At 56.8% G+C, this 19,483-nt stretch carries 13 protein-coding genes and 2 riboswitches; of the genes, 2 read left to right on the top strand and 11 right to left on the bottom strand.

The features are described 5' to 3' along the window. Nucleotides 1-112: 112 nt before the first annotated feature. Entirely contained in the window at nt 113-1,081 is a 969-nt protein-coding gene (locus EKL30_RS16020) for a tripartite tricarboxylate transporter substrate binding protein (RefSeq protein WP_126708249.1), read from the top strand. Here the strand turns inward: EKL30_RS16020 and EKL30_RS16015 are convergent. From EKL30_RS16015 to apbC, 11 genes are all read right to left on the bottom strand, one after another. Further along, nucleotides 1,078-1,833 carry an N-acyl homoserine lactonase family protein gene (locus tag EKL30_RS16015; protein WP_126708374.1) on the bottom strand — a complete coding sequence of 252 codons (756 nt, stop codon included), beginning with the start codon at nt 1,831-1,833 and terminating at the stop codon, nt 1,078-1,080. The genes EKL30_RS16020 and EKL30_RS16015 overlap by 4 nt on opposite strands. A gap of 310 nt (nt 1,834-2,143) precedes the next feature. Continuing rightward, on the bottom strand, nt 2,144-5,047 hold the full coding sequence (gene gcvP, locus EKL30_RS16010; RefSeq protein WP_126708248.1) for an aminomethyl-transferring glycine dehydrogenase: 2,904 nt from the start codon (nt 5,045-5,047) through the stop codon (nt 2,144-2,146). Between the two features lie 45 nt (nt 5,048-5,092). Next, nucleotides 5,093-5,473 carry a glycine cleavage system protein GcvH gene (gene gcvH, locus EKL30_RS16005; protein WP_126708247.1) on the bottom strand — a complete coding sequence of 127 codons (381 nt, stop codon included), beginning with the start codon at nt 5,471-5,473 and terminating at the stop codon, nt 5,093-5,095. Between the two features lie 45 nt (nt 5,474-5,518). Then, a complete protein-coding gene (gene gcvT / locus EKL30_RS16000; RefSeq protein ID WP_126708246.1) occupies nt 5,519-6,613 on the bottom strand; it encodes a glycine cleavage system aminomethyltransferase GcvT in 1,095 nt (364 codons plus the stop codon). A 60-nt stretch (nt 6,614-6,673) separates the two neighbouring features. Beyond that, a riboswitch (glycine riboswitch) is annotated at nt 6,674-6,784 on the bottom strand. Nucleotides 6,785-6,806: 22 nt separating this feature from the next. Beyond that, nucleotides 6,807-6,896, bottom strand: a riboswitch (glycine riboswitch). A 150-nt stretch (nt 6,897-7,046) separates the two neighbouring features. Beyond that, nucleotides 7,047-8,402 carry a bifunctional diguanylate cyclase/phosphodiesterase gene (locus EKL30_RS15995; protein WP_126708245.1) on the bottom strand — a complete coding sequence of 452 codons (1,356 nt, stop codon included), beginning with the start codon at nt 8,400-8,402 and terminating at the stop codon, nt 7,047-7,049. Nucleotides 8,403-8,415: 13 nt separating this feature from the next. Then, nucleotides 8,416-9,654, bottom strand: a complete 1,239-nt coding sequence (locus EKL30_RS15990; protein WP_126708373.1) for an NAD(P)/FAD-dependent oxidoreductase — start codon at nt 9,652-9,654, stop codon at nt 8,416-8,418. 53 nt (nt 9,655-9,707) lie between these two features. Then, entirely contained in the window at nt 9,708-11,969 is a 2,262-nt protein-coding gene (locus tag EKL30_RS15985) for an arginine/lysine/ornithine decarboxylase (protein ID WP_126708244.1), read from the bottom strand. Between the two features lie 13 nt (nt 11,970-11,982). After that, nucleotides 11,983-12,546: a dCTP deaminase gene (dcd, locus tag EKL30_RS15980; RefSeq protein WP_126708243.1), complete on the bottom strand. Its 564-nt coding sequence runs from the start codon at nt 12,544-12,546 to the stop codon at nt 11,983-11,985. Between the two features lie 78 nt (nt 12,547-12,624). Further along, nucleotides 12,625-16,197, bottom strand: coding sequence for a translocation/assembly module TamB domain-containing protein (locus EKL30_RS15975; protein WP_233583187.1), 3,573 nt, complete (start codon nt 16,195-16,197; stop codon nt 12,625-12,627). Nucleotides 16,198-16,199: 2 nt separating this feature from the next. Continuing rightward, on the bottom strand, nt 16,200-17,972 hold the full coding sequence (locus EKL30_RS15970) for an autotransporter assembly complex family protein (protein ID WP_126708242.1): 1,773 nt from the start codon (nt 17,970-17,972) through the stop codon (nt 16,200-16,202). Between the two features lie 4 nt (nt 17,973-17,976). Beyond that, on the bottom strand, nt 17,977-19,062 hold the full coding sequence (gene apbC / locus EKL30_RS15965; protein WP_126708241.1) for an iron-sulfur cluster carrier protein ApbC: 1,086 nt from the start codon (nt 19,060-19,062) through the stop codon (nt 17,977-17,979). A 92-nt stretch (nt 19,063-19,154) separates the two neighbouring features. Between apbC and EKL30_RS15960 the strand changes: the two genes are divergently transcribed. Beyond that, complete coding sequence (locus tag EKL30_RS15960) at nt 19,155-19,403, top strand: hypothetical protein (RefSeq protein WP_126708240.1); 249 nt, start codon at nt 19,155-19,157, stop codon at nt 19,401-19,403. The last annotated feature ends 80 nt before the right edge of the window (nt 19,404-19,483 follow it).

The following is a 19,483-nucleotide window of genomic DNA, read 5'->3' as shown; positions in this document are numbered from 1 at the left end:
TTGCGAAACACTCAAAATATGTATAATAGAATATATGTTCTATTGTACAGAACATTTGGTAATTACTATAATTCGGGATATTCACTCTCGGTGGAGTCCCAAGGAAGACGAGATGAACCTTAAAAAACTACTGGGTGTTGTCGGCATGGGTTGCGCCACTTTTGGCAGTGTCTCTATGGCGAACACGTATCCCGAACAACCCATCAACATGGTCGTGCCATACGCCGCAGGCGGCGCCACCGATGTCATAGCCCGACTGGTAGCCACCGACCTGTCCAGCGACCTGGGCCAGTCCGTCGTGGTGGTAAACAAGCCCGGTGCCGGCACCACTTTGGCGGCCTGGGAATTGGCGCGCAGCAAGCCAAACGGCTACACCCTTTACATGACGACTGCGGCGCATACCATTAGCGCAAGTCTGTACAAAAATCTAAAATACGACCCGATTGGCGACTTCACGCCGATCACCTTGGTCGCAAAAATTCCTATCGTGCTGGTCACGACGCCATCGCTCAAGATCAAAACATTGCCGGAATACATTGCTTATGCCAAGAAAAACGGCGAAGGCATTTCGGTTGGTTCGCCCGGCAACGGTTCGCCCCAGCACTTGACCCAAGCGCTATTCCAGGAACGCACCGGAGCCAACCTATTGCACATTCCTTATCGGGGTGATGCACCGCTGATCACCGATTTGATTGCAGGCCAGGTACAGTCGGCCTTCATTACGTTGTCGGCCGCGCTGCCCCATATAAAGTCCAACAAGCTGCAAGCGATCGCCGTTGCGAATCCGACACGTATCAATGTCATTCCCGACGTTCCCACCATGAACGAAGCGGGTTTAGCTGATTTCAATGCCGCCACGTGGTTTGGCGTGTTTGGTCCCGCCAAGCTGCCTGAATCCGTCCAGCAAATCATCTACACATCGGCTCAGAAAGTGGCATCTGCGAAACCGTTTATCGAGCGTATAGAAGGCATGGGCGGCGAAGTCGTCAATAGCGGCCCCAAAGACTTCCAGCAGTATGTCAACGACGAATCCGCCCAGTGGACCAAGGCTGTCAAAGCCTCGGGCGCCACGGTAGATTAAACAGAGGGCACTGGCACCGTATGCAGTATCACGGTGTCAGGGTCGCCCGGATACGCGGGATACTGCTGAAGCACCTGCGGATCATGGCCCGGAACGATGTGTTCCGGGCTATCTGCGGCAGCCGACAGGCGGGCGTAGCCCGACAGCATGTCGGCAACGTTATACACAATGGGAAACGGCCTGCGCCTGTCCATGTTTTCATAGTAGTGCGAGGCATCGGAAGCCAGCACCACCCATCCGCGTTTGGTATGCACGCGCACTGCCTGCAGGCCCTTGGTATGCCCGCCTATCTTCAGCACACTGATTCCCGGAGCGATCTCCTGATCGCCATCGTGGAACACAACCCGGTCGTCGTACACGTTACGTACCAAGGTCACCACATCGTCCACTGAATAGGCGTGGCGCATCGGCTCGAAGCACATGCAGCGGCCGGTCGCATAGTCCATTTCAGCGTCCTGGACGTGAAAACGCGCGTTGGGCAGTTTATCGAGGTTGCCGGCGTGGTCATAATGCAAATGCGTAAGAATGACGTCGCTGATGGCGTCGGCCGAGACGCCAAGCGTGGAGCGCACAGCGTCGATGGGGCATCGCAGCATATCGCGCTGGCGCTTTTGAGCGGTGCTGGCGTTGAACCCGGTATCGACCAATACTGCACGCGACTCTGAACGGATCAGCCATACGAAAAAATCCATGGACATGGGCCCGTCGTGCGGATCCCCGCCTATAAAATTATCGCGGCGAGTGCGCTGCATATGGGCGTAGCGCAGTGCATAGACTTCGTATTCTGGCAAACTTGAATGATGGGGTTCGGACACGGGCTCATACTCCTAGGTAAGCTTTTTGAACAAATGAACGTAGCAGCCTACGGAAGGTTCACGTCCCATGCTTATTGCTCTCAATATAATGTTTGTGAACTTTTACAGCTCTTCATAAGAGAACGATCATTCTCTCTGGAAGAACATTCTAATGGTGTGTCATGAAAGGTGTCAACCACCGATTTACGCTAGGAATAGAAACAAAATCGCCCGCATGAGCGGGCGATTTTGCTACCGAAAAAGAACCTTACGCTGCAGGTTGAACTGCTGTCGTGTCGGACTCGTCTACATAGTCTTCAAGCGGAGGACAAGAACAAATAAGGTTGCGATCGCCATAGGCGTTGTCCACGCGGGCAACGGGCGACCAATACTTAGTGGAACGCAGGCTACCCACCGGATAAGCGGCCTCTTCACGGGTGTAATCGTGATGCCACTCGGTAACCAGCAACATTTGCGCGGTATGCGGAGCATTCTTCAGCACGTTGTCTTGTGCGTCTTTGGCGCCGCTTTCAATGGCGGCGATTTCCGCGCGGATCGCGATCATGGCGTCGATGAACCGATCAAGCTCGGCCAGCCCCTCGGATTCGGTAGGCTCCACCATTAGCGTGCCGGCCACCGGAAAGCTCATGGTGGGGGCATGGAAACCGTAGTCGATCAGGCGTTTGGCGATATCTTCGGCAGAGATGCCGCAACTGTCTTTGATCGGCCGGACGTCGAGTATGCATTCATGTGCCACGCGACCATGATGGCCAGCGTACAGAATGGGGTAATGCCCTTGCAAACGCGCCGCAATATAGTTGGCATTCAAGATGGCCACCTCGGTGGCTGCCAGCAAGCCTTCAACGCCCATCAGGGTGATGTACAGATATGGAATAGGCAGGATACTGGCCGACCCGTAAGGTGCGGCAGAAACGGGGCCAACGGGAGTATGGGCAGGAAGCTCGCCCGATTCATTCAAGATACCTGGCAAATAGGGAGCCAGGTGGGACCGCACCGCCACCGGGCCAACACCGGGGCCGCCGCCGCCATGCGGAATGCAGAACGTTTTATGCAAATTAAGGTGCGAGACGTCGGACCCAAATTTACCCGGCTGCGCCAAACCAACCATGGCGTTCATGTTGGCGCCATCCAGATATACCTGACCGCCTGCATCGTGAATCAATGCGCAAATCTCGGTGATTGCCACCTCGAATACACCGTGCGTCGATGGATAAGTAATCATCAAGGCGGCGAGTCGGTCGCCGACTTTTGCAATCTTGGCTTTCAGGTCGCTGACATCGACGTTGCCGTTGTCGTCGGAGGCGACCACCACGACCTCCATGCCGGCCAATTGTGCCGACGCGGGGTTGGTGCCATGGGCCGATGCAGGAATAAGGCAAACATTCCGTTGGTGCTGTCCATTGGCCTGGTGATACGCCCGTATCGCCAGCAAACCCGCAAATTCGCCCTGCGCGCCCGAATTCGGCTGCAGGCTAATGGAGTCGTAGCCGGTAATTTCGCACAGCGCTGCCGACAGTCGATCGATGAGTTCTTTGTAACCCTGGGCTTGCGAAGCAGGGGCAAAGGGGTGCATATTGCTGAATTCGGGCCATGTGATAGGAATCATTTCGGCCGTGGCATTGAGCTTCATGGTGCAGGAACCCAGCGGAATCATGCTGCGGTCAAGCGCCAAATCTTTGTCGGCGAGTGTGCGCAGGTAGCGCAACATATCGGTTTCCGACCGAATCTGTGAAAACACGGGATGCGACAGAATGGCTGACTGGCGCAGCAATCCAGCAGAAATACCGTGCTTTGCAGGCAAGGTATGTGAATCTTCCGGATTCCAGGACTTGCCGGTGGCTTGGGCAAATACCTGCAGCAAGGCGTGAAGATCGGCCACGGTGACCGTTTCGTCGAGCGACACCGCCAGTTGATGGCTGCCTACTTGGCGTAGATTGATCGATGCGTCTTGGGCAGACTTGATAATGGCCGCCGTTTGAGCGCCCGTATCGAGCAACAGCGTATCGAAATACTGCTGATTGACCACCGATATACCCAAGTCCGTCAGGGATTTCCGCAGGAAGGCGGTCAGGTAGGCAACGCGTTCGGCGATACGCTTCAAGCCGGCCGGGCCATGCCATACGGCATACATACCTGCCATAACGGCCAGCAGGACCTGAGCCGTACAAATATTGGACGTCGCTTTTTCGCGGCGTATATGCTGTTCGCGGGTTTGCAGTGCGAGGCGCAATGCCGGCGCGCCCTGGCTGTCTTTCGAGACACCGACGAGGCGTCCTGGCATATTGCGCTTGAAGGCGTCTTTGCAGGACATGAAACCGGCGTGTGGCCCGCCAAAGCCCAGCGGCACGCCAAAGCGCTGCGCCGAACCAATGGCGATATCGGCGCCCCATTCACCTGGGGGGGTCAACAAGGCCAATGCCAGCAGGTCGGTGGCCACGGCCACCACTGCGCCCTGGGCATGGGCCGCTTCAGTCAGGCCGCGATAGTCGGCAAGGCCGCCGAGGCTATGGGGATACTGCAGCAAGACGCCGAAGCATTCGGGCAGGCCTTGTGCTTCGTCCCCGACCAGCACGTCGATGTCCAGGCCAATCGCCCGTGTGCGCAAGATCTCGATGGTTTGAGGGTGACAATGTACTGATGCGAAAAAGACATTGCTTTTGGATTTAGCGCTACGCCGGGCCAGGCCCATGGCTTCAGCCGCGGCAGTGCCTTCGTCCAGCAGTGAGGCGTTGGCGATATCAAGCCCGGTCAGATCGGCGACCATGGTTTGATAGTTCAGCAGAGCTTCCAGCCTGCCCTGCGAAATTTCCGGCTGGTATGGCGTATATGCTGTATACCAAGCCGGATTCTCGAGAATATTGCGCAGGATGACGTTGGGCACCTGGGTGCCGTAGTAGCCCTGGCCGATATAGTTGCGGAACACCTGATTACGACCCGCGATTTCCTTCAGTTCGGCCAGTGCATCGGCTTCGCTGCGCGACGCAGGCAGGTTCAGGGCGCCACGCTTCAGGATGCTGGGCGGCACCACTTCCTGGATCAGGGAATGCAGATCGTCGACCCCGATTGCAGACAGCATTTTGGCCTGATCGGCCGCAGACGGACCGATATGGCGGGGAATAAAATCGGAATGGGGGTCTAGTTCACGCAACATAAATCAACCTAAACAGAACAAAATGGCAGCATTTGAATAAAAAAATCAGCTGGCGTCAGCCAGGGCTGCGTAGCCGTCGGCATCCAGCAAGCCTTCGATGTCAGACATATTCTCGGGCTTGATTTTGAAGATCCAGGCGTCGAACGCCGATTCATTGATGAGGTTGGGCTCGTCGCCCAGGGCCTCGTTGAACGCGACGATTTCGCCATTAACGGGTGCGTAGATGTCCGAGGCTGCCTTGACAGATTCGACCACGCCGGCAGTTTCGCCTTTGGCGAGAGTGGTGCCCGGATTGACATCACCCACGAACACCAAATCGCCGAGTTGCTCTTGAGCGGCGTCGGTAATGCCCACTACCAGAATGTCGCCTTCGACTTTTACCCACTCGTGCGACGACGTATATTTGCGGTCGTTTGGAAGACTCATGATTAATCCCGTATAAAAAATAAATGTTCGTTGTAGGAAGCTGTATTAAGCAACAATTTTGCCGTTACGTACAAATGGCATTTTTACCACCTCGGCGGGTAACCACTTGCCGCGAACTTCCACCTGAACGGCATCGCCTGGCTGCACACCCACCGGAACCCGCGCCATTCCTATCGACGTGCCCATGGTGGGCGACATCGAGCCGCTGGTGAGTTCGCCTTCGCCTAATGACGTTTGCACCTTCATGTGGCCGCGCATCATGCCGCGCTCGAGCAGCTTGATACCAACCAGGCAACGATCGACCACCGCCGCTTCAAGCGCATCGCGGCCGATAAAGCGGCGTTCGGGGTCTTTCAGGGAAACTGTCCAGGCCAGGGCAGAAATCAGAGGGTTGACCTGTTCGTCCATTTCTTGACCGTACAGGTTCATACCGGCTTCCAGCCGGAGGGTATCGCGCGCGCCAAGACCACAGGGCCTGACACCGTTTTGCTCGAGATCGCGCCACAGAGCGACGACCTGGTCCACAGGCAACACAATTTCGAAGCCATCTTCGCCGGTATAGCCGGTACGCGCCACCAGCACGTCGTCTGCGACTACCGCGCCAGTGAAAGGCGACAGCGCGCCGGTGGCGGACTCCCATGCCGGACGGGTGGCCCAAAGTTTCGCGCGGGCATTAGGGCCCTGCACGGCCACCATGGCCAGGTCGCGGCGTGCGTCAAGCGTGACATCGAATTTTTCGGATTCAGCGACCTGCTGCATCCAGGCCAGGTCTTTTTCAGCCGTTCCGGCATTGACCACGGCACGCCAACTGTCAGAGCTGAAGAAGTAGACGATGAGATCGTCGATAACCCCGCCTTCGGGGTTCAGCATGCAAGAATAAAGGGCTTTGCCGGGAATTGAGAGCTTGCTTACGTCGTTGGCCAGCAAGCGTTTCAAAAAGGCTTCTGCGTCTGCGCCGCTGATGTCGATATTGAGCATGTGCGACACGTCGAACATGCCGGCGTCCTGACGTACCGCATGGTGTTCTTCAAGTTGCGACCCGTAGGCAACTGGCATGTCCCAACCCCCGAAATCGACCATTTTGGCGCGGGATTCGATATGTACTGCGTGCAAAGGGGTTTGTTTCAGGGCTGACGACATGGGGACTCCGGGTGCAGTTAACAGAAAAGAAACGACGTAGGCCACCGATCGGTTGGCCATCATCGCCCTTCTGTCCTTTTGCCTGAGAGTTAGCCCATGTAGTGGGGATTCACCTTCGGCGCCCGCTGCCTTGCCTTTCGGGGCTGCGCGAGTCTCTCCAGAGTGCTGCCTTGCGTGTTTACAAGAACCAGACAATACAAGAGCGGTACAGGGTACCTGAGCGATTCTGGGCGAATTGCGCCTTCGGTGGCCGGAAATTACGGCACTCTCCCACTCTGTGTAAAGACAGCAGGGGCAAAGAATAACTCGAAAGTGCCGGTTCGACAAATGAATTTCAGTTAGCAGGCGCTGCTTTTATATCGGCCTGACGCGGTGAGCGAGAGTCTATCTTTTTGTATCAGGCACATCAGCTTGCCGCCGCAAAGGTTTCGGACTAGCCATGATCCGTATTTTTCTTCACATACATGGCCCGGTCGGCGTGTTGAAGAAGTTGATCATCGGTGTTGCCATCTTCGGGGTAGAGTGCGATTCCGACGCTCGGCACGATATTCAGCTTGTGGCCATCCAAGAGCAAGGGAGCGCTGACAATCCTGCGGATTTTCTCTGCCACCATGGTGGCGTGCTGCGGCATGGCGATAGACTGCAGCAGCACCACAAACTCGTCGCCGCCGACTCGAGCGACCGTATCCGAGTCGCGCACACACTGCTTCAAGCGCTTGGCGACCTCTTGCAGCAGCAAGTCCCCAACGCCATGGCCCAGCCTGTCGTTGACCTGTTTAAATTTATCCAGATCAATATACAGCACCGATAACCGGCCCTGATCTCGTTTTGCGCTGGCCAACGCCATCTTGAGGCGATCGTACAGGAATCCACGGTTGGGAAGCGTTGTCAGCTGGTCATACTGAGCCATGTTTCGTAATCGAACCTGCCATTGCAGACGCTCGATGACGGTAGCAATCTGGGTCGATACGAACTGCAGCAATTCCTGGTCTTCTTCGGTGTAAGAAATGCCACCCGGATAGCTTTTGACCGTCAGTACACCAATTGTGTCTTTATGCGATTTGAGCGGCACGCCCAGCCAGCAGAGCGGATTAGGGCCCGTCAAGACTTGAGTCTCTTCCAGCCGCGCCAGCACCGCATCAGCGGTCAGCAGAAGCGGCAGACCGGTACGGATGATCTCCGCGCATAGCGTCCCGGCCGCCGGCCGTGAGACTTCCGGCGCCTGCAAATACTCGTCCACATGATAGGGGGAATTCAGTGTCCCTGTTTCGGCGTCGTAGAGCGTGACGGAAAAGTTATCGACTCGCAGCAAGGTGCCGACAATCTGATGAATGCGTTGAAATAGCGTGAGTAGATCCTCGGCGGCGTACGCGGCTTCGGAAATGGAATAAAGCGCGGCCTGCATCGATTCGGCGCGTTTGCGGTTGGTGACATCGCGCGCGACCCCAATCCGCAATTGGTCTGCCGGGGACCACTGCGTTGACCACATGATGTGGACCACTAGCCCATCCTTGCGGATATAACGGTTCTCGAAGTTCAGTTGAAGCTGGCCGGCCATGATGTCGACCACCGAATGTCGCGTCTTGTCGCGATCTTCCGGAAGCATCATGTCGAACATATTTCTGCCGACCATTTCCTGCGGCGTGTAGCCGAAGATGCGCTCGCACGCTGCACTGGCAAAAACCACGTTCGCGTTAACATCAACCGCAAACACCGCATCCACGATAAGGTCTATAAAACTGGCCAGCGGCGTTTGAAACTTCGTTTCGATGGACAGTTTTGATGACATAGAAGCAAGCAGCCTACGAGACCGCCTCTCCGCAGGCGACGCCAGAAGCCCATGCCCATTGGAAGTTATAGCCGCCCAGCCAACCGGTCACATCTACTGCCTCACCAATGAAATACAGACCTGGAACGGTATTCGCTTCCATCGTTTTTTGATTCAGGCCACGGGTATCCACACCACCCCGCATCACTTCGGCTTTTTTGTACCCCGCAGTGCCGCTGGGTATCAAAGACCAGCGGTGGATGTGGCCCGCCAGTTGCCTCAGCAACTTGTCGGGAACGTCGGCCAAGCGCAGCGAGCCGGCGTCTTTACCAAGCTCTTCAATGTTGGCCAGCCACTGGTCGGCCAAACGCTTGGGCCATAAGCCCGCCAGCACCGTGCTGAGTTGTTGGCGGCTACCCGATTTAGCGGCGAGAAGATCGCGTTCCAGATCCTGATGCGGAGCCAGATCGATATGAATGGGTTCGCCAGGATTCCAGAAACTGGAGATTTGCAGAATCGCCGGGCCGGATAAGCCCCGGTGGGTAAATAACAGGTCTTCCAGAAACTCGGTCTGCTGTCGAGCCCCCTTGCTCGTTGCCTTGCGCTTGCCCGCGGCGGCTTCTTGCGCGGGGGCATGGCCGCTACCTGCGCCAGTCGCCAGGTCATTCTTTACATTAACTTCGAGGGCCACACCGCTTAGTGTCGAGAAAGGTTCCCATGCGTGGGTATCGAAAGTCAAGGGCACCAACGCCGGGCGCGGCTCGATGACTTTCAAACCAAACTGCCGGGCTATGCCCAACGCAAAATCGGTCGCCCCCAACTGTGGGATGGCCATCCCGCCCGTCGCCATAACAAGCTGGCGCGCCGAGATACCCCCCTGAGACGTGCGCAACGAGAAGGTATCTTGATCGCTGCTAATGTCAGTGACCGAACAAGGCATGCGCCACGCTACGCGCCCATCGTCACACTCGCGCTTGAGCATGGTGATGACGTCTTCGCTGGATTCGTCGCAGAAAAGCTGGCCACGATGTTTTTCGTGCCAACGGATTCCGTGCTTTTCGATCAGGTCGATAAAGTCGCGCGGGGTATAGGCTGCCAGCGCCGAACGGCAGAAATGCGGGTTCTGCGACAAGAAATTGGCGGGCGTCGTGCCAATATTGGTGAAATTGCAGCGCCCCCCGCCCGAGATACGTATTTTTTCGGCCAACCGCGGAGCGTGATCGATAAGCACCACGCGCAGGCCCCGCTGTCCGGCAACAGCGGCGGCCATCATGCCAGCCGCCCCCGCCCCAATTACTGCAACATCAAAACTGGTTGCCACGCGCGCTATTCTTCCTTGATGCAGTCAACGTAATAGCGGTCGGCGCCTTCCTCGTCCGTATCGTGGGCCAAGCCGTGAACGTAAGTTTCAAAGCCAGGAAACTTCGCATTGAATTCACGCGCAAACTGCAAGTAATTAACAATGCGGTTATTGAAGCGCTCGCCGGGGATCAACAACGGAATACCGGGAGGATACGGCGTAAGCAGCACGCCCGTGACCCGGCCTTCCAGGTTATCGATAGAAATCCGTTCTGTTTCACGGTGAGCCATTTTCGCATAAGCGTCCGAAGGCTTCATCGCCGGGATCATGTCGCTGGTGTAGACCTCGGTCGTCAGGCGAGCCAGGTCGTATTTGCGATAGGTTTCATGAATCTGCTGACAAAGATCGCGCATACCCATTTTTTCGTACTGGCGGTGTTGCTTGCAGAAGTCAGGCAATATGCGCCACAGAGGCTGATTGCGATCGTAATCATCCTTGAACTGCTGAAGCGCGGTTAGCAAGGTGTTCCAGCGCCCCTTAGTAATCCCTATCGTGAATAGGATAAAGAAGGAATACAGGCCCGTCTTTTCGATCACGATACCGTGCTCGGCCAGGTACTTGGACACCAGCGCAGCCGGGACGCCAGTTTCGGCAAACGTTCCGGAGATATCCAGGCCGGGGGTGACCACCGTTGCCTTGATCGGATCAAGCATATTGAAGTCTTCAGCCAAGTCGCCGAAACCATGCCATTCGTCGCCCGACACCAGAAGCCAGTCGTCGCGATTGCCGATGCCGTCGGACACCAAACGATTTGGCCCCCATACCTTGAACCACCAATCGTTCCTGCCAAACTCGGACTCGACCTTGCGCATCGCGCGCCGGAAATCCAGTGCTTCAGAGATGCTTTCTTCGACTAACGCGGTTCCGCCCGGAGGCTCCATCATGGCAGCCGCCACGTCGCACGACGCAATAATGGCGTACTGCGGCGAGGTGGAGGTATGCATCAGATACGCTTCGTTGAACACGTTGCGATCGAGCTTGCGGCTGGCCGAATCCTGCACCAAAATCTGCGACGCCTGAGACAAGCCTGCCAGAAGTTTGTGCGTGGAGTGCGTGGCGAACACCATCGCGTCCGCGCTACGCGGCCGATTTTCGCCGATGGCGTGCATGTCTTTATAAAAGTCGTGGAATGCCGCATGCGGCAGCCAGGCTTCGTCGAAGTGCAGGGTGTCGATTTCCGACCCCAGCTTTTCTTTGATCATCTCGACGTTGTAGATCACCCCGTCGTACGTGCTTTGTGTCAGCGTCAGAATACGGGGTTTCTTGTTCTTGGCATTGCGTGCAAATGGGTTCGCTTCGATTTTCTTGCGAATGTTTTCGGGTTCGAACTCTTCCAGCGGAATCGGCCCGATGATGCCCAGGTGGTTACGCGTCGGACGCAAGAACACCGGAATGGCCCCTGTCATGGTGATGGCGTGCAATATGGACTTATGGCAATTGCGGTCGATCACCACGACGTCGTCGGAAGCCACGTTGGCATGCCAGACAATCTTGTTGGACGTGGACGTGCCGTTGGTCACGAAAAAGCAGTGGTCCGCGTGAAAAATACGCGCTGCATTCAGTTCAGATTCGGCAATCGGGCCCGTATGGTCCAGCAACTGCCCGAGTTCATCTACGGCATTGCAGACGTCGGCGCGCAGCATGTTTTCACCGAAAAACTGGTGAAACATCTGTCCCACAGGGCTCTTCAGGAAAGCCACACCGCCGGAATGGCCCGGGCAGTGCCAGGAATAGGAACCATCCGACGCGTACTTGACCAGTTCACGGAAAAACGGTGGAGCGAGGCCGTCAAGGTAGGAACGAGCTTCCCGAATAATATGCCGCGCTACGAATTCGGGGGTGTCCTCGAACATGTGGATGAAGCCATGCAGTTCGCGCAGGATGTCATTCGGGATGTGCTGCGAGGTGCGGGTTTCGCCGTACAGGTAAATAGGTATGTCTTCGTTGCGAAAGCGCAGCTCGCCTATGAAGGAACGCAGATTCTTGATCGCATTGGCCACGTCTTCTGGGGAATCGACGTCGAATTCCTCATCGTCGATCGACAATATGAATGCACTGGCGCGGCTTTGCTGCTGCGCGAACGAGCTAAGGTCGCCATAACTGGTAACGCCCAAAACCTCGACGCCTTCGGTTTCAATGGCCGAAGCCAGGGCTCGGATGCCAAAACCGGAAGCATTCTCGGAACGATAGTCTTCATCGATAATGACGATGGGGAAACGAAATTTCATGCAATAGCTCCTGCTAAGTGCGAGGCAGGGTCACGCCAAGTTGGCCCTGATACTTGCCGCCACGATCACGGTACGAGGTTTCACAAACCTCATCGCCTTCGAAAAACAGCATTTGAGCGCAGCCTTCGCCTGCATAGATCTTGGCTGGCAAAGGTGTAGTATTGGAAAATTCCAGGGTAACGTGGCCTTCCCATTCGGGTTCCAGAGGCGTCACGTTAACGATAATGCCGCAACGGGCGTATGTGCTTTTTCCCAGGCAGATCGTAAGAATACTCCTGGGAATACGGAAATATTCAACAGTGCGGGCCAGCGCGAATGAATTCGGCGGAATAATGCACACATCCCCCTCGAAATCGACGAAAGATTTTTCATCGAAAGACTTGGGATCGACGATGGTCGAATTGATATTGGTGAAAATCTTGAATTCTCTGGCGCAGCGAACATCGTAGCCATAGCTGCTGGTGCCGTAGCTGACAATACGATTACCGCCGTCCGAACGGACTTGGCCCGGCTCGAAGGGTTCTATCATACCGGCTGCGGCAGCACGCCGAATCCAGCCATCATGTTTTATGCTCATTGCGTTGACCTTTTTAAATTGGCGCGTATTTTATCGCTGTTGTGCGTCGAATTTGCGTGCGTGGAAAAAAACAAAAAATTAGTCCCTCGAGAACCAGCGATATACCAGCGCCAGCCCGTTGATGGTTCCAGCGGTTAGCTCGGCCGTCAGCCCCCGCGCCAGTTGGTAGCTCGCGCGCCCGACCGTGCCGGTATCAGACAATGCCTGCTGAGCGCTTAACGTAATGCCGTTGGAAAGCTTCTTGCTGACCGAGACAAATTTCTGTTCGATGTCGCTCGTGCCGCTGTCCAGCCCGCTGACCACGCTTTCCGCAGGCAGGATACTGGCCACACTGCCCAGTTCACCCGACTTGACGCTGACTTCGTCGATGCCGAACTTGCGATAAAACGGTTCGCCGCTACCCAGGAAAGAAGTGCCCACTGAAAACAACAGGGCCATGTCACCGCCGGATTCGTCGGCGCCGTGCCCGAGTAGTAGCCACGAGAGCTTTTCGATCTCGCTGACAGCCGGGTACGATACCAGGTCGATACGAGGCCGCTTGGCCGTGCCTACCACCCGCACCCCTGCCTCGACCGGCAGACCGGTGCGCAACGCCTCGATATCCAGGACCGGGCTGGTAATGTCGCCCTGGAAAGTCACCGTACCACGCCGTAGCTGCAAGCGCTGCCCATAGATTTCGATGGCGCCGCCACGGATTCTTAATGCCCCGATTCCGGTCAGCTTGCCATTGTGCATGGCCACGTGCATTTGGCCAACGAGACCTGAATTAACGCCATATCCCGTCAAGTAAACCCGGCGGCCCAGGTCGACGTCGAGATCCATCGAAATATCCATCGGAGCGCTGACGGTTCTTTGCGTCTCGCCTTTACGAAGCACCACGACATCGTTGTCTACCGTGGGAACTCCGCCCAGCATATCCAGATCGAACCAGCCCGCGTCGGCAATTATCGAACCTGTAATCGCCATTCTGGGAAGCTCCGCCGCCACGCGCAATTTTCCGGAAATCATGGCGTAACGGTCAGAGCGTTGCAGAATAGGGTAACGGTATAGATCGACGTCCACAGTACCAGTGGAATCAAACAGGTTCCAGTCGCCCGTAATCGTCAGCTTGCCACCCTTGGCTTCGGAATTGGTGCGCAGCCATTCCGCAGTGCGCCACTCTTTGGGTACGACTCGCAAGGTCGCAGGAAAGCTCAAGCTATCGAGGATGAGTCGATTCCCCTGCAATCGTGCCGACAGCGTACCATCGAGCAACCGTATGCCATCGTCAATGCGAACAAAGCGAATCTTTTGGCCGGAAATAGTGCCGCTGCTCTCCCATGTGCCGTCGGGACGGCTTTGCAGCTGCACGTTTGCCCTGACCGCACCGCCAAGCTCGGTGGCGTCGTCCAGAAACAGGCTGGTCCAGCCAAGGTCATCGATATCGGCGTCTAGCTTTACCGTCTTCGTGTCTTTCGGCTCAAGCACCGGCGCACCGCCCGGCGTGGCATGAAGAAGCGTGCTGGCGCTCGCAGTAACACGGCCCATTTTTGCGGTTCGTACCTGCAGATCGGCCGTAAGACGGCTGGTGGAAGCATTGCTACGCTTGGCGTTGATATCCAGCTCGAATAGCTGCAGCCCCAACGGGAACGCCGGCTCGGCCGGAACCATTATGTCTCCGGACAAGCGCTCAATATGCGCGTGACCTTCCAGAGCCCCGGCAAACTTCCAATTCCAGTTCATGCCCAGCACGATTTGGGACTTACCACCGCCCTGGTTCGCTTTTATCTTTACCCCGCCCCGGTCAGTCTCTTCTTTGTCCTGAAGATTTAGTCTTCTACGCAGATCGGAAATCAGCTTCGGAGAAATCGCGAGCCTGGCTATGGCCCCCTGCGTCTCCCAGCGCCCCGGGCCTCCGCGCGAGCCTTGGTGACTAAGACTGAAAAGCGGCTGCGATGACATCAGGAACTGAAACTCGCTGCGCCCTACCTGCCACTGCCAGGCAGGCGCTGCGACCTCGGGCAGGAAACTGACATCGGTCGCGGCGCCCGTACGCACACCCAGGCCTGCATGGTCGACTTTCAATGTCGATATGCGCCCCCGCCAGCCCTCCGCGCTATCCTGTTGCGTGGTGCCCTTGCCCCATTTTCCCTCCAGAACCACATCCACATCTATCGGCGCGCTGCCCACGATCTGCGGCTTACTTTTGGACGGCGTGTACCGCCCGGTCAGATTTGCTTTATGGCTGGAGAGCGACCCGGCGACACTGCCCTGCAAGCGGGCGCCGCCCGGCAGATCCGGCCAGAAGGCGGCCAGATCGGGCGCCATTAGATTAAGTTTAAGGCCCTGATCCGCAACACCCAGCGCCCCGCTCGCCTGTAAATGATTTTTGCCCAATAGCAAGTCCATATCCAAAGCGGTCAGTTGCAGGCCCTGCCACGCAGTAAACGGACTAGCGCTTACCGGAGCGCCAGTGGTTTGCGCCGCTGCGGGAGCGGGTGCCGCGTTGACAATCCTGCCCTTAAGCCGGCCTGATAAGGCCTGCTTGTTCCAGCGCGAACCGTCGGCGAAAACCAGAGCCACCTCGGCGTCCAGCACATCCGTATGATCGCGCAATTGAATACTGAAGTCCCCGGATGCCGTGATGAGCGCCGGCGGTATCGAGGGCCCCACGAGGTGGCCAATGTCGAGCTTTTCGGTACGGAGGGCTCCGACGATCCGATCCATAATCCCCTTATCGCTAATGGTGGACGTCCAGTCCAGATTGCCATGCAACGACGAACCATCTGCCAATTGCAAGGCGACGACAGCATCCTTAAGCGGGAAAGCCGCCCGCGGAGCGAGCGACGCGTTGGCATCCAGGCTCATGCCCTGGCCCGCGCCTTTCACCGCGACTTTCAGCGCGTCCACCGTGCCGTCTATGCGTGTATCAATGTCCAGCGTACATGGCTGAGGTTCCGTCGACGCGGATACCTTGTTTGCATTGGGCAAGGTCGGCAGGAAATGGCTCGCGCATAGTGGCGAATCGGCGGTAAGGCCCGTGGCCTGAGTACTGAACTGGGCTTGCAGCGGCCAAGGTTCCTGCAGGCTCAATACCTTTGCCTCGCCCTGAAACACGGCGTGAACCTGCTCGTGCCCCAGTTCCAGGCTTTGCAATACCAGCTGCGCGCCCTCGTCATTCAGCGCTAGCGACGAGGCCAGATTCTGAACACTGACTGGAAGCTGCTCGCCATCCTGCCGCACAATCAGTTCGTCTACCGCAAACCGGTCAATGGCAATACGTAGCGGTATAACCGGCATTTTGAACGGTTCGCCCGGCGCTTGATCGGGTGAACTGGCTAGATCCACTGAGACCACATTCGCCGAGATGTCTTGCACATGCAAACGCCGTTGCAATAGCTCGGGCCAACGCACCTGCACGTTAAAACTGTCGAGCTTGACCGTTATATCGGGCAATGCAAGGGAAAAAGCATCAACATGCAAGCCATCCCATATGGTCCCGGATATCCCGCTTACTTCGCCGTCCAGCTGTTGGGCCGCAGTAATCAAGGCCCAGCGGCTGCCCGACGGCGTGCCCAATGCCCAATACAAAAAGCTGCAGGCGACCAGAACCAGCACGAAAATGATGGGTCCGATCCAAATGAAGATGGAGCGCAAGCAGCGCAACAGCATGCTCAAAATGCAATACCCAGGGAGAAGTGCACACGCAGCCGACGATCTCGCTGGCCATACGCAACGTCGACAAAGAACGGCCCTGCAGGCGTTCGAACTGCCAGACCAAGGCCGTAGCCTACTGCCCAATGCATTTGTCCGAACGACTCGGCAGCATCCCCTGCGTCGACAAAAAAGTTCATGCCCAGCTGCTCGGTAATGTAATGGGTGTATTCGATACTGGCGACCGCCAGGGCCGGCGCCCCTATGACGGCATCGCCGCGATCCAGTCCGATACTTTGATATTTATAACCCCGGATCGAGCGTGCCCCGCCAGTACGGAAGGCAAAGTCTTGCGGCAGTCGCGGGGTATCTGTCCATACCTTGCCGACCTCGCCGCGCAAGGTCAGCACATCGCGCCGGCCCATGGGCCACCACTTTTGCATGCGCAAACTGGACCGGTAAAAGGGCTCGCCCTTGTCCAGGGTGACGCCAGCGCCCAGGCCCACGTCGATCAAGTTCCCTTCACGCGGATCGTACTTCTTATCGACGTCGCGGCGCAACCACTGCCAGATACCCACCAAGGTTGGCACCTCGAAGCTCTCGGCACCGCTGATCTTGGTCTTGTCATACGAGGCGGTCAGCCCCCACTGGGTCTCGTATTCTACCCGGCTATCGCCCGCCGCCTTACGTTCCTGCTTACGTTTCCAACCCACGCCAGAGCGCCTGGTGTCGAGCCCCTCGATGTCGGAATGCTCATACAGCACGCCGAAACTATCTATATAGCCGCTACGGGTAGGCGGCAGATTCACATCATAAAATACCCGCTGACGATTCTGGTCGATACCCAAGCCGGTTTCTATCCAGACGGGCTGACCGAAGACCACGTTCTGCCGGTACAGGCCTTCGACCCCTACGCCGTTATCGCTATCCACCCCCAAAGACGTGGTAAACCGGCGAGCGGGCGCTTCCGAGACCTGGACTCGCAAAGGAAGCTCCACTTCACCATTGGGCAGCACGGTTTGCGTGGCTGGGGTTTGATCAAGCGTGACAAAGGCGCCCCGAAAGAAGGTAGTCAACTGCAAAGACTGCTGCCAGTCATCCAACTGGTCCTGATCGTAGGGATCGCCCGGGCTGTACTGAATATATCGGTCGATAAGTTGGGGCGGCACCCTTTTCAAACCGATCACCGTTATCTTGCCAAGCCGCACACGCGGACCACTTTCTACGTCGACAGCAAGATCCGCCTTGGACGTTTCGGCGTTAACCGTCGCCTGGGTTTTAGTCAAGCGCGCGAAGAAGAAGTCCTTGCGACTGACGTTGTCGAGCACAGCGGCCTTGGCCTTGCTCCAGGACTCATTGATGAAGGGCATCCCTCTATCGAGCGGCCAGCCTTCCTTGAGCGTCCGGACCCGGGTTGCAAACTCGGGCCGGGTAATCTGCCCGCTGAAGTTCAGCTCGACATTGTCGACATGCGTGATGTCGCCGGGTTCAATAATGATGTCCCAGATTTCTCCTGCCGCGCCCTCGCTCACCTCGAGCGTGACGTTCGGCGAATAATACCCTTGCGTTTCCAGGGCTGAAAGGGTTGCTTCCCGAGCGCGCCGCCGCAGTCGCGAGACTTCGCCGCCGTCCTGATCTTCAGCCAGCCGGGTAATGGCCTCGATCGCACTGTTGATCGACTGCAAAGCAATCGGTGAAACCCCGCCCGGGTCGACGATGACCTCGGGCCGGGCTGCGTGCGCGTTATGCGCCAGACCCATCAACACAATCAAACACGCAACGCCAAGCCGCATTAAGTTATGGCTTCCGTGCGACAACGCCAGGCATTTTGGCCGCCATATCGCGGGGCAACGCTGCCACATTGGCCGCCAATGCGGAAGCGATGCCGTGATAGGCTTTTGCGGCGTCGCTACCCGGGTCGGCGACCACGGTCGGGTTGCCGGAATCCGTCTGGGTTCGAATGCTTAACTGCAAAGGCAACGCGCCCAGCCAGGGCAAATTAAACTCTGTAGCCATATCGCGCCCCCCGTGTTCGCCGAAAATCGGTTCGGCATGGCCGCACTGCGAACAAATATGTACCGACATGTTTTCCACCACGCCCAGCACTGGCACGTTGACCTTCTGGAACATGCGCAGGCCGCGCCGCGCGTCGGCCAAGGCCAAATCCTGCGGGGTCGTTACGATAATGGCCCCGGTCAATGGCACTTTCTGCGCCATCGTCAGGGCAATGTCGCCGGTGCCCGGAGGCATATCGACAATCAGGTAGTCCAGGTCGTTCCAATTGGTTTGGGTCAATAACTGCGTCAGCGCTTGTGTCACCATCGGACCGCGCCAGATTGCGGGCGAGTCCTCTTCAATCAGGAAGCCGATTGAATTGGCCTGCAGGCCGTGACCGAGCAAGGGCTCCATGGTCTTGCCATCCAGACTTTTCGGTTTGCCCGACAGGCCCAGCATAATAGGCACACTGGGGCCGTAGATGTCGGCATCCAGCAAACCGACACGTGCGCCTTGGCTGGCCAGCGCCAGTGCAATATTCACGGCAGTCGTACTTTTTCCGACGCCACCCTTACCGGAGGCGACGGCAATAATGTTTCGCACATTGGGCAGCGGCTTCAGCCCCGGTTGCACAGCGTGCGTGGCGATGTCGATCTTGAATCGCAAGCTCTTCAATTTCAGGTTTAAAGGGGCTAAAGCCGTTTCAATGCGTTTCTGCAGGTCGGGCTGCCCATTGTGCGATGGATAACCGAGGGGTACAGTAATATTTGTATCCTCTCCCTCAAGCCTGATTTCGCAGTTTTTCGCGGTTACCGCCAGCTTTTTTTTCGTATTTGGGTCGATAACCTCGGACAAAACGGCGAGTATTTGATCAGGATTTATGCTCATATCGATAGGCCTTGCTTGGAAAATTACACCGAAGCCTTAAGAATAGCGGATTGAGGGAATTATTTTCCCCACGGGGGGTCTACATACCTACGATGAATACATTTAATCAAATTATCCGCGGCATCCTTTTCTTTGTCCTTGCCCTATTTGGCATGGCCATGGCGCTAATCTTCATGATTTCGACCGCGCTTGCCATCGGGATACTGTATATAGTGGCCCGAATCAAAGGACGGCCATTTGGCGTAAGGGCCTATTGGGCAGAACGCGGGCAGCCTCGACCAGGAAAAAATGTCTTTAATAATAAAGACATAAGCGACATCGAGATGCGCGAGATTCCATAACGGCCAGCACGGCCGTTCCAGTATGGGGCACGCCAGCGCGATTGGCGCGCATCCGCACACCATTTCTTACGATTCATCAC

It is taken from the genome of Candidimonas sp. SYP-B2681, assembly GCF_003971065.1.
In the GTDB taxonomy this organism is placed as follows: Bacteria; Pseudomonadota; Gammaproteobacteria; order Burkholderiales; family Burkholderiaceae_B; genus Pollutimonas.
The sequence above is the reverse complement of the archived record's forward strand: the minus strand, read 5'-3'. Positions and strand labels throughout refer to the sequence as shown.

What these genes read in the sequence shown, in the direction of transcription:
- EKL30_RS15970 (WP_126708242.1), bottom strand. Translation starts at nt 17,972, where the DNA reads ATGCGGCTTGGCGTTGCGTGTTTGATTGTGTTGATGGGTCTGGCGCAT.
- EKL30_RS16020 (WP_126708249.1), top strand. Translation starts at nt 113, where the DNA reads ATGAACCTTAAAAAACTACTGGGTGTTGTCGGCATGGGTTGCGCCACT.
- EKL30_RS15995 (WP_126708245.1), bottom strand. Translation starts at nt 8,402, where the DNA reads ATGTCATCAAAACTGTCCATCGAAACGAAGTTTCAAACGCCGCTGGCC.
- EKL30_RS15960 (WP_126708240.1), top strand. Translation starts at nt 19,155, where the DNA reads ATGAATACATTTAATCAAATTATCCGCGGCATCCTTTTCTTTGTCCTT.
- EKL30_RS15985 (WP_126708244.1), bottom strand. Translation starts at nt 11,969, where the DNA reads ATGAAATTTCGTTTCCCCATCGTCATTATCGATGAAGACTATCGTTCC.
- gcvT (WP_126708246.1), bottom strand. Translation starts at nt 6,613, where the DNA reads ATGTCGTCAGCCCTGAAACAAACCCCTTTGCACGCAGTACATATCGAA.
- EKL30_RS16015 (WP_126708374.1), bottom strand. Translation starts at nt 1,833, where the DNA reads ATGCAGCGCACTCGCCGCGATAATTTTATAGGCGGGGATCCGCACGAC.
- gcvP (WP_126708248.1), bottom strand. Translation starts at nt 5,047, where the DNA reads ATGTTGCGTGAACTAGACCCCCATTCCGATTTTATTCCCCGCCATATC.
- dcd (WP_126708243.1), bottom strand. Translation starts at nt 12,546, where the DNA reads ATGAGCATAAAACATGATGGCTGGATTCGGCGTGCTGCCGCAGCCGGT.
- EKL30_RS15990 (WP_126708373.1), bottom strand. Translation starts at nt 9,654, where the DNA reads ATGATGGCCGCCGCTGTTGCCGGACAGCGGGGCCTGCGCGTGGTGCTT.
- apbC (WP_126708241.1), bottom strand. Translation starts at nt 19,062, where the DNA reads ATGAGCATAAATCCTGATCAAATACTCGCCGTTTTGTCCGAGGTTATC.
- EKL30_RS15975 (WP_233583187.1), bottom strand. Translation starts at nt 16,197, where the DNA reads ATGCTGTTGCGCTGCTTGCGCTCCATCTTCATTTGGATCGGACCCATC.
- gcvH (WP_126708247.1), bottom strand. Translation starts at nt 5,473, where the DNA reads ATGAGTCTTCCAAACGACCGCAAATATACGTCGTCGCACGAGTGGGTA.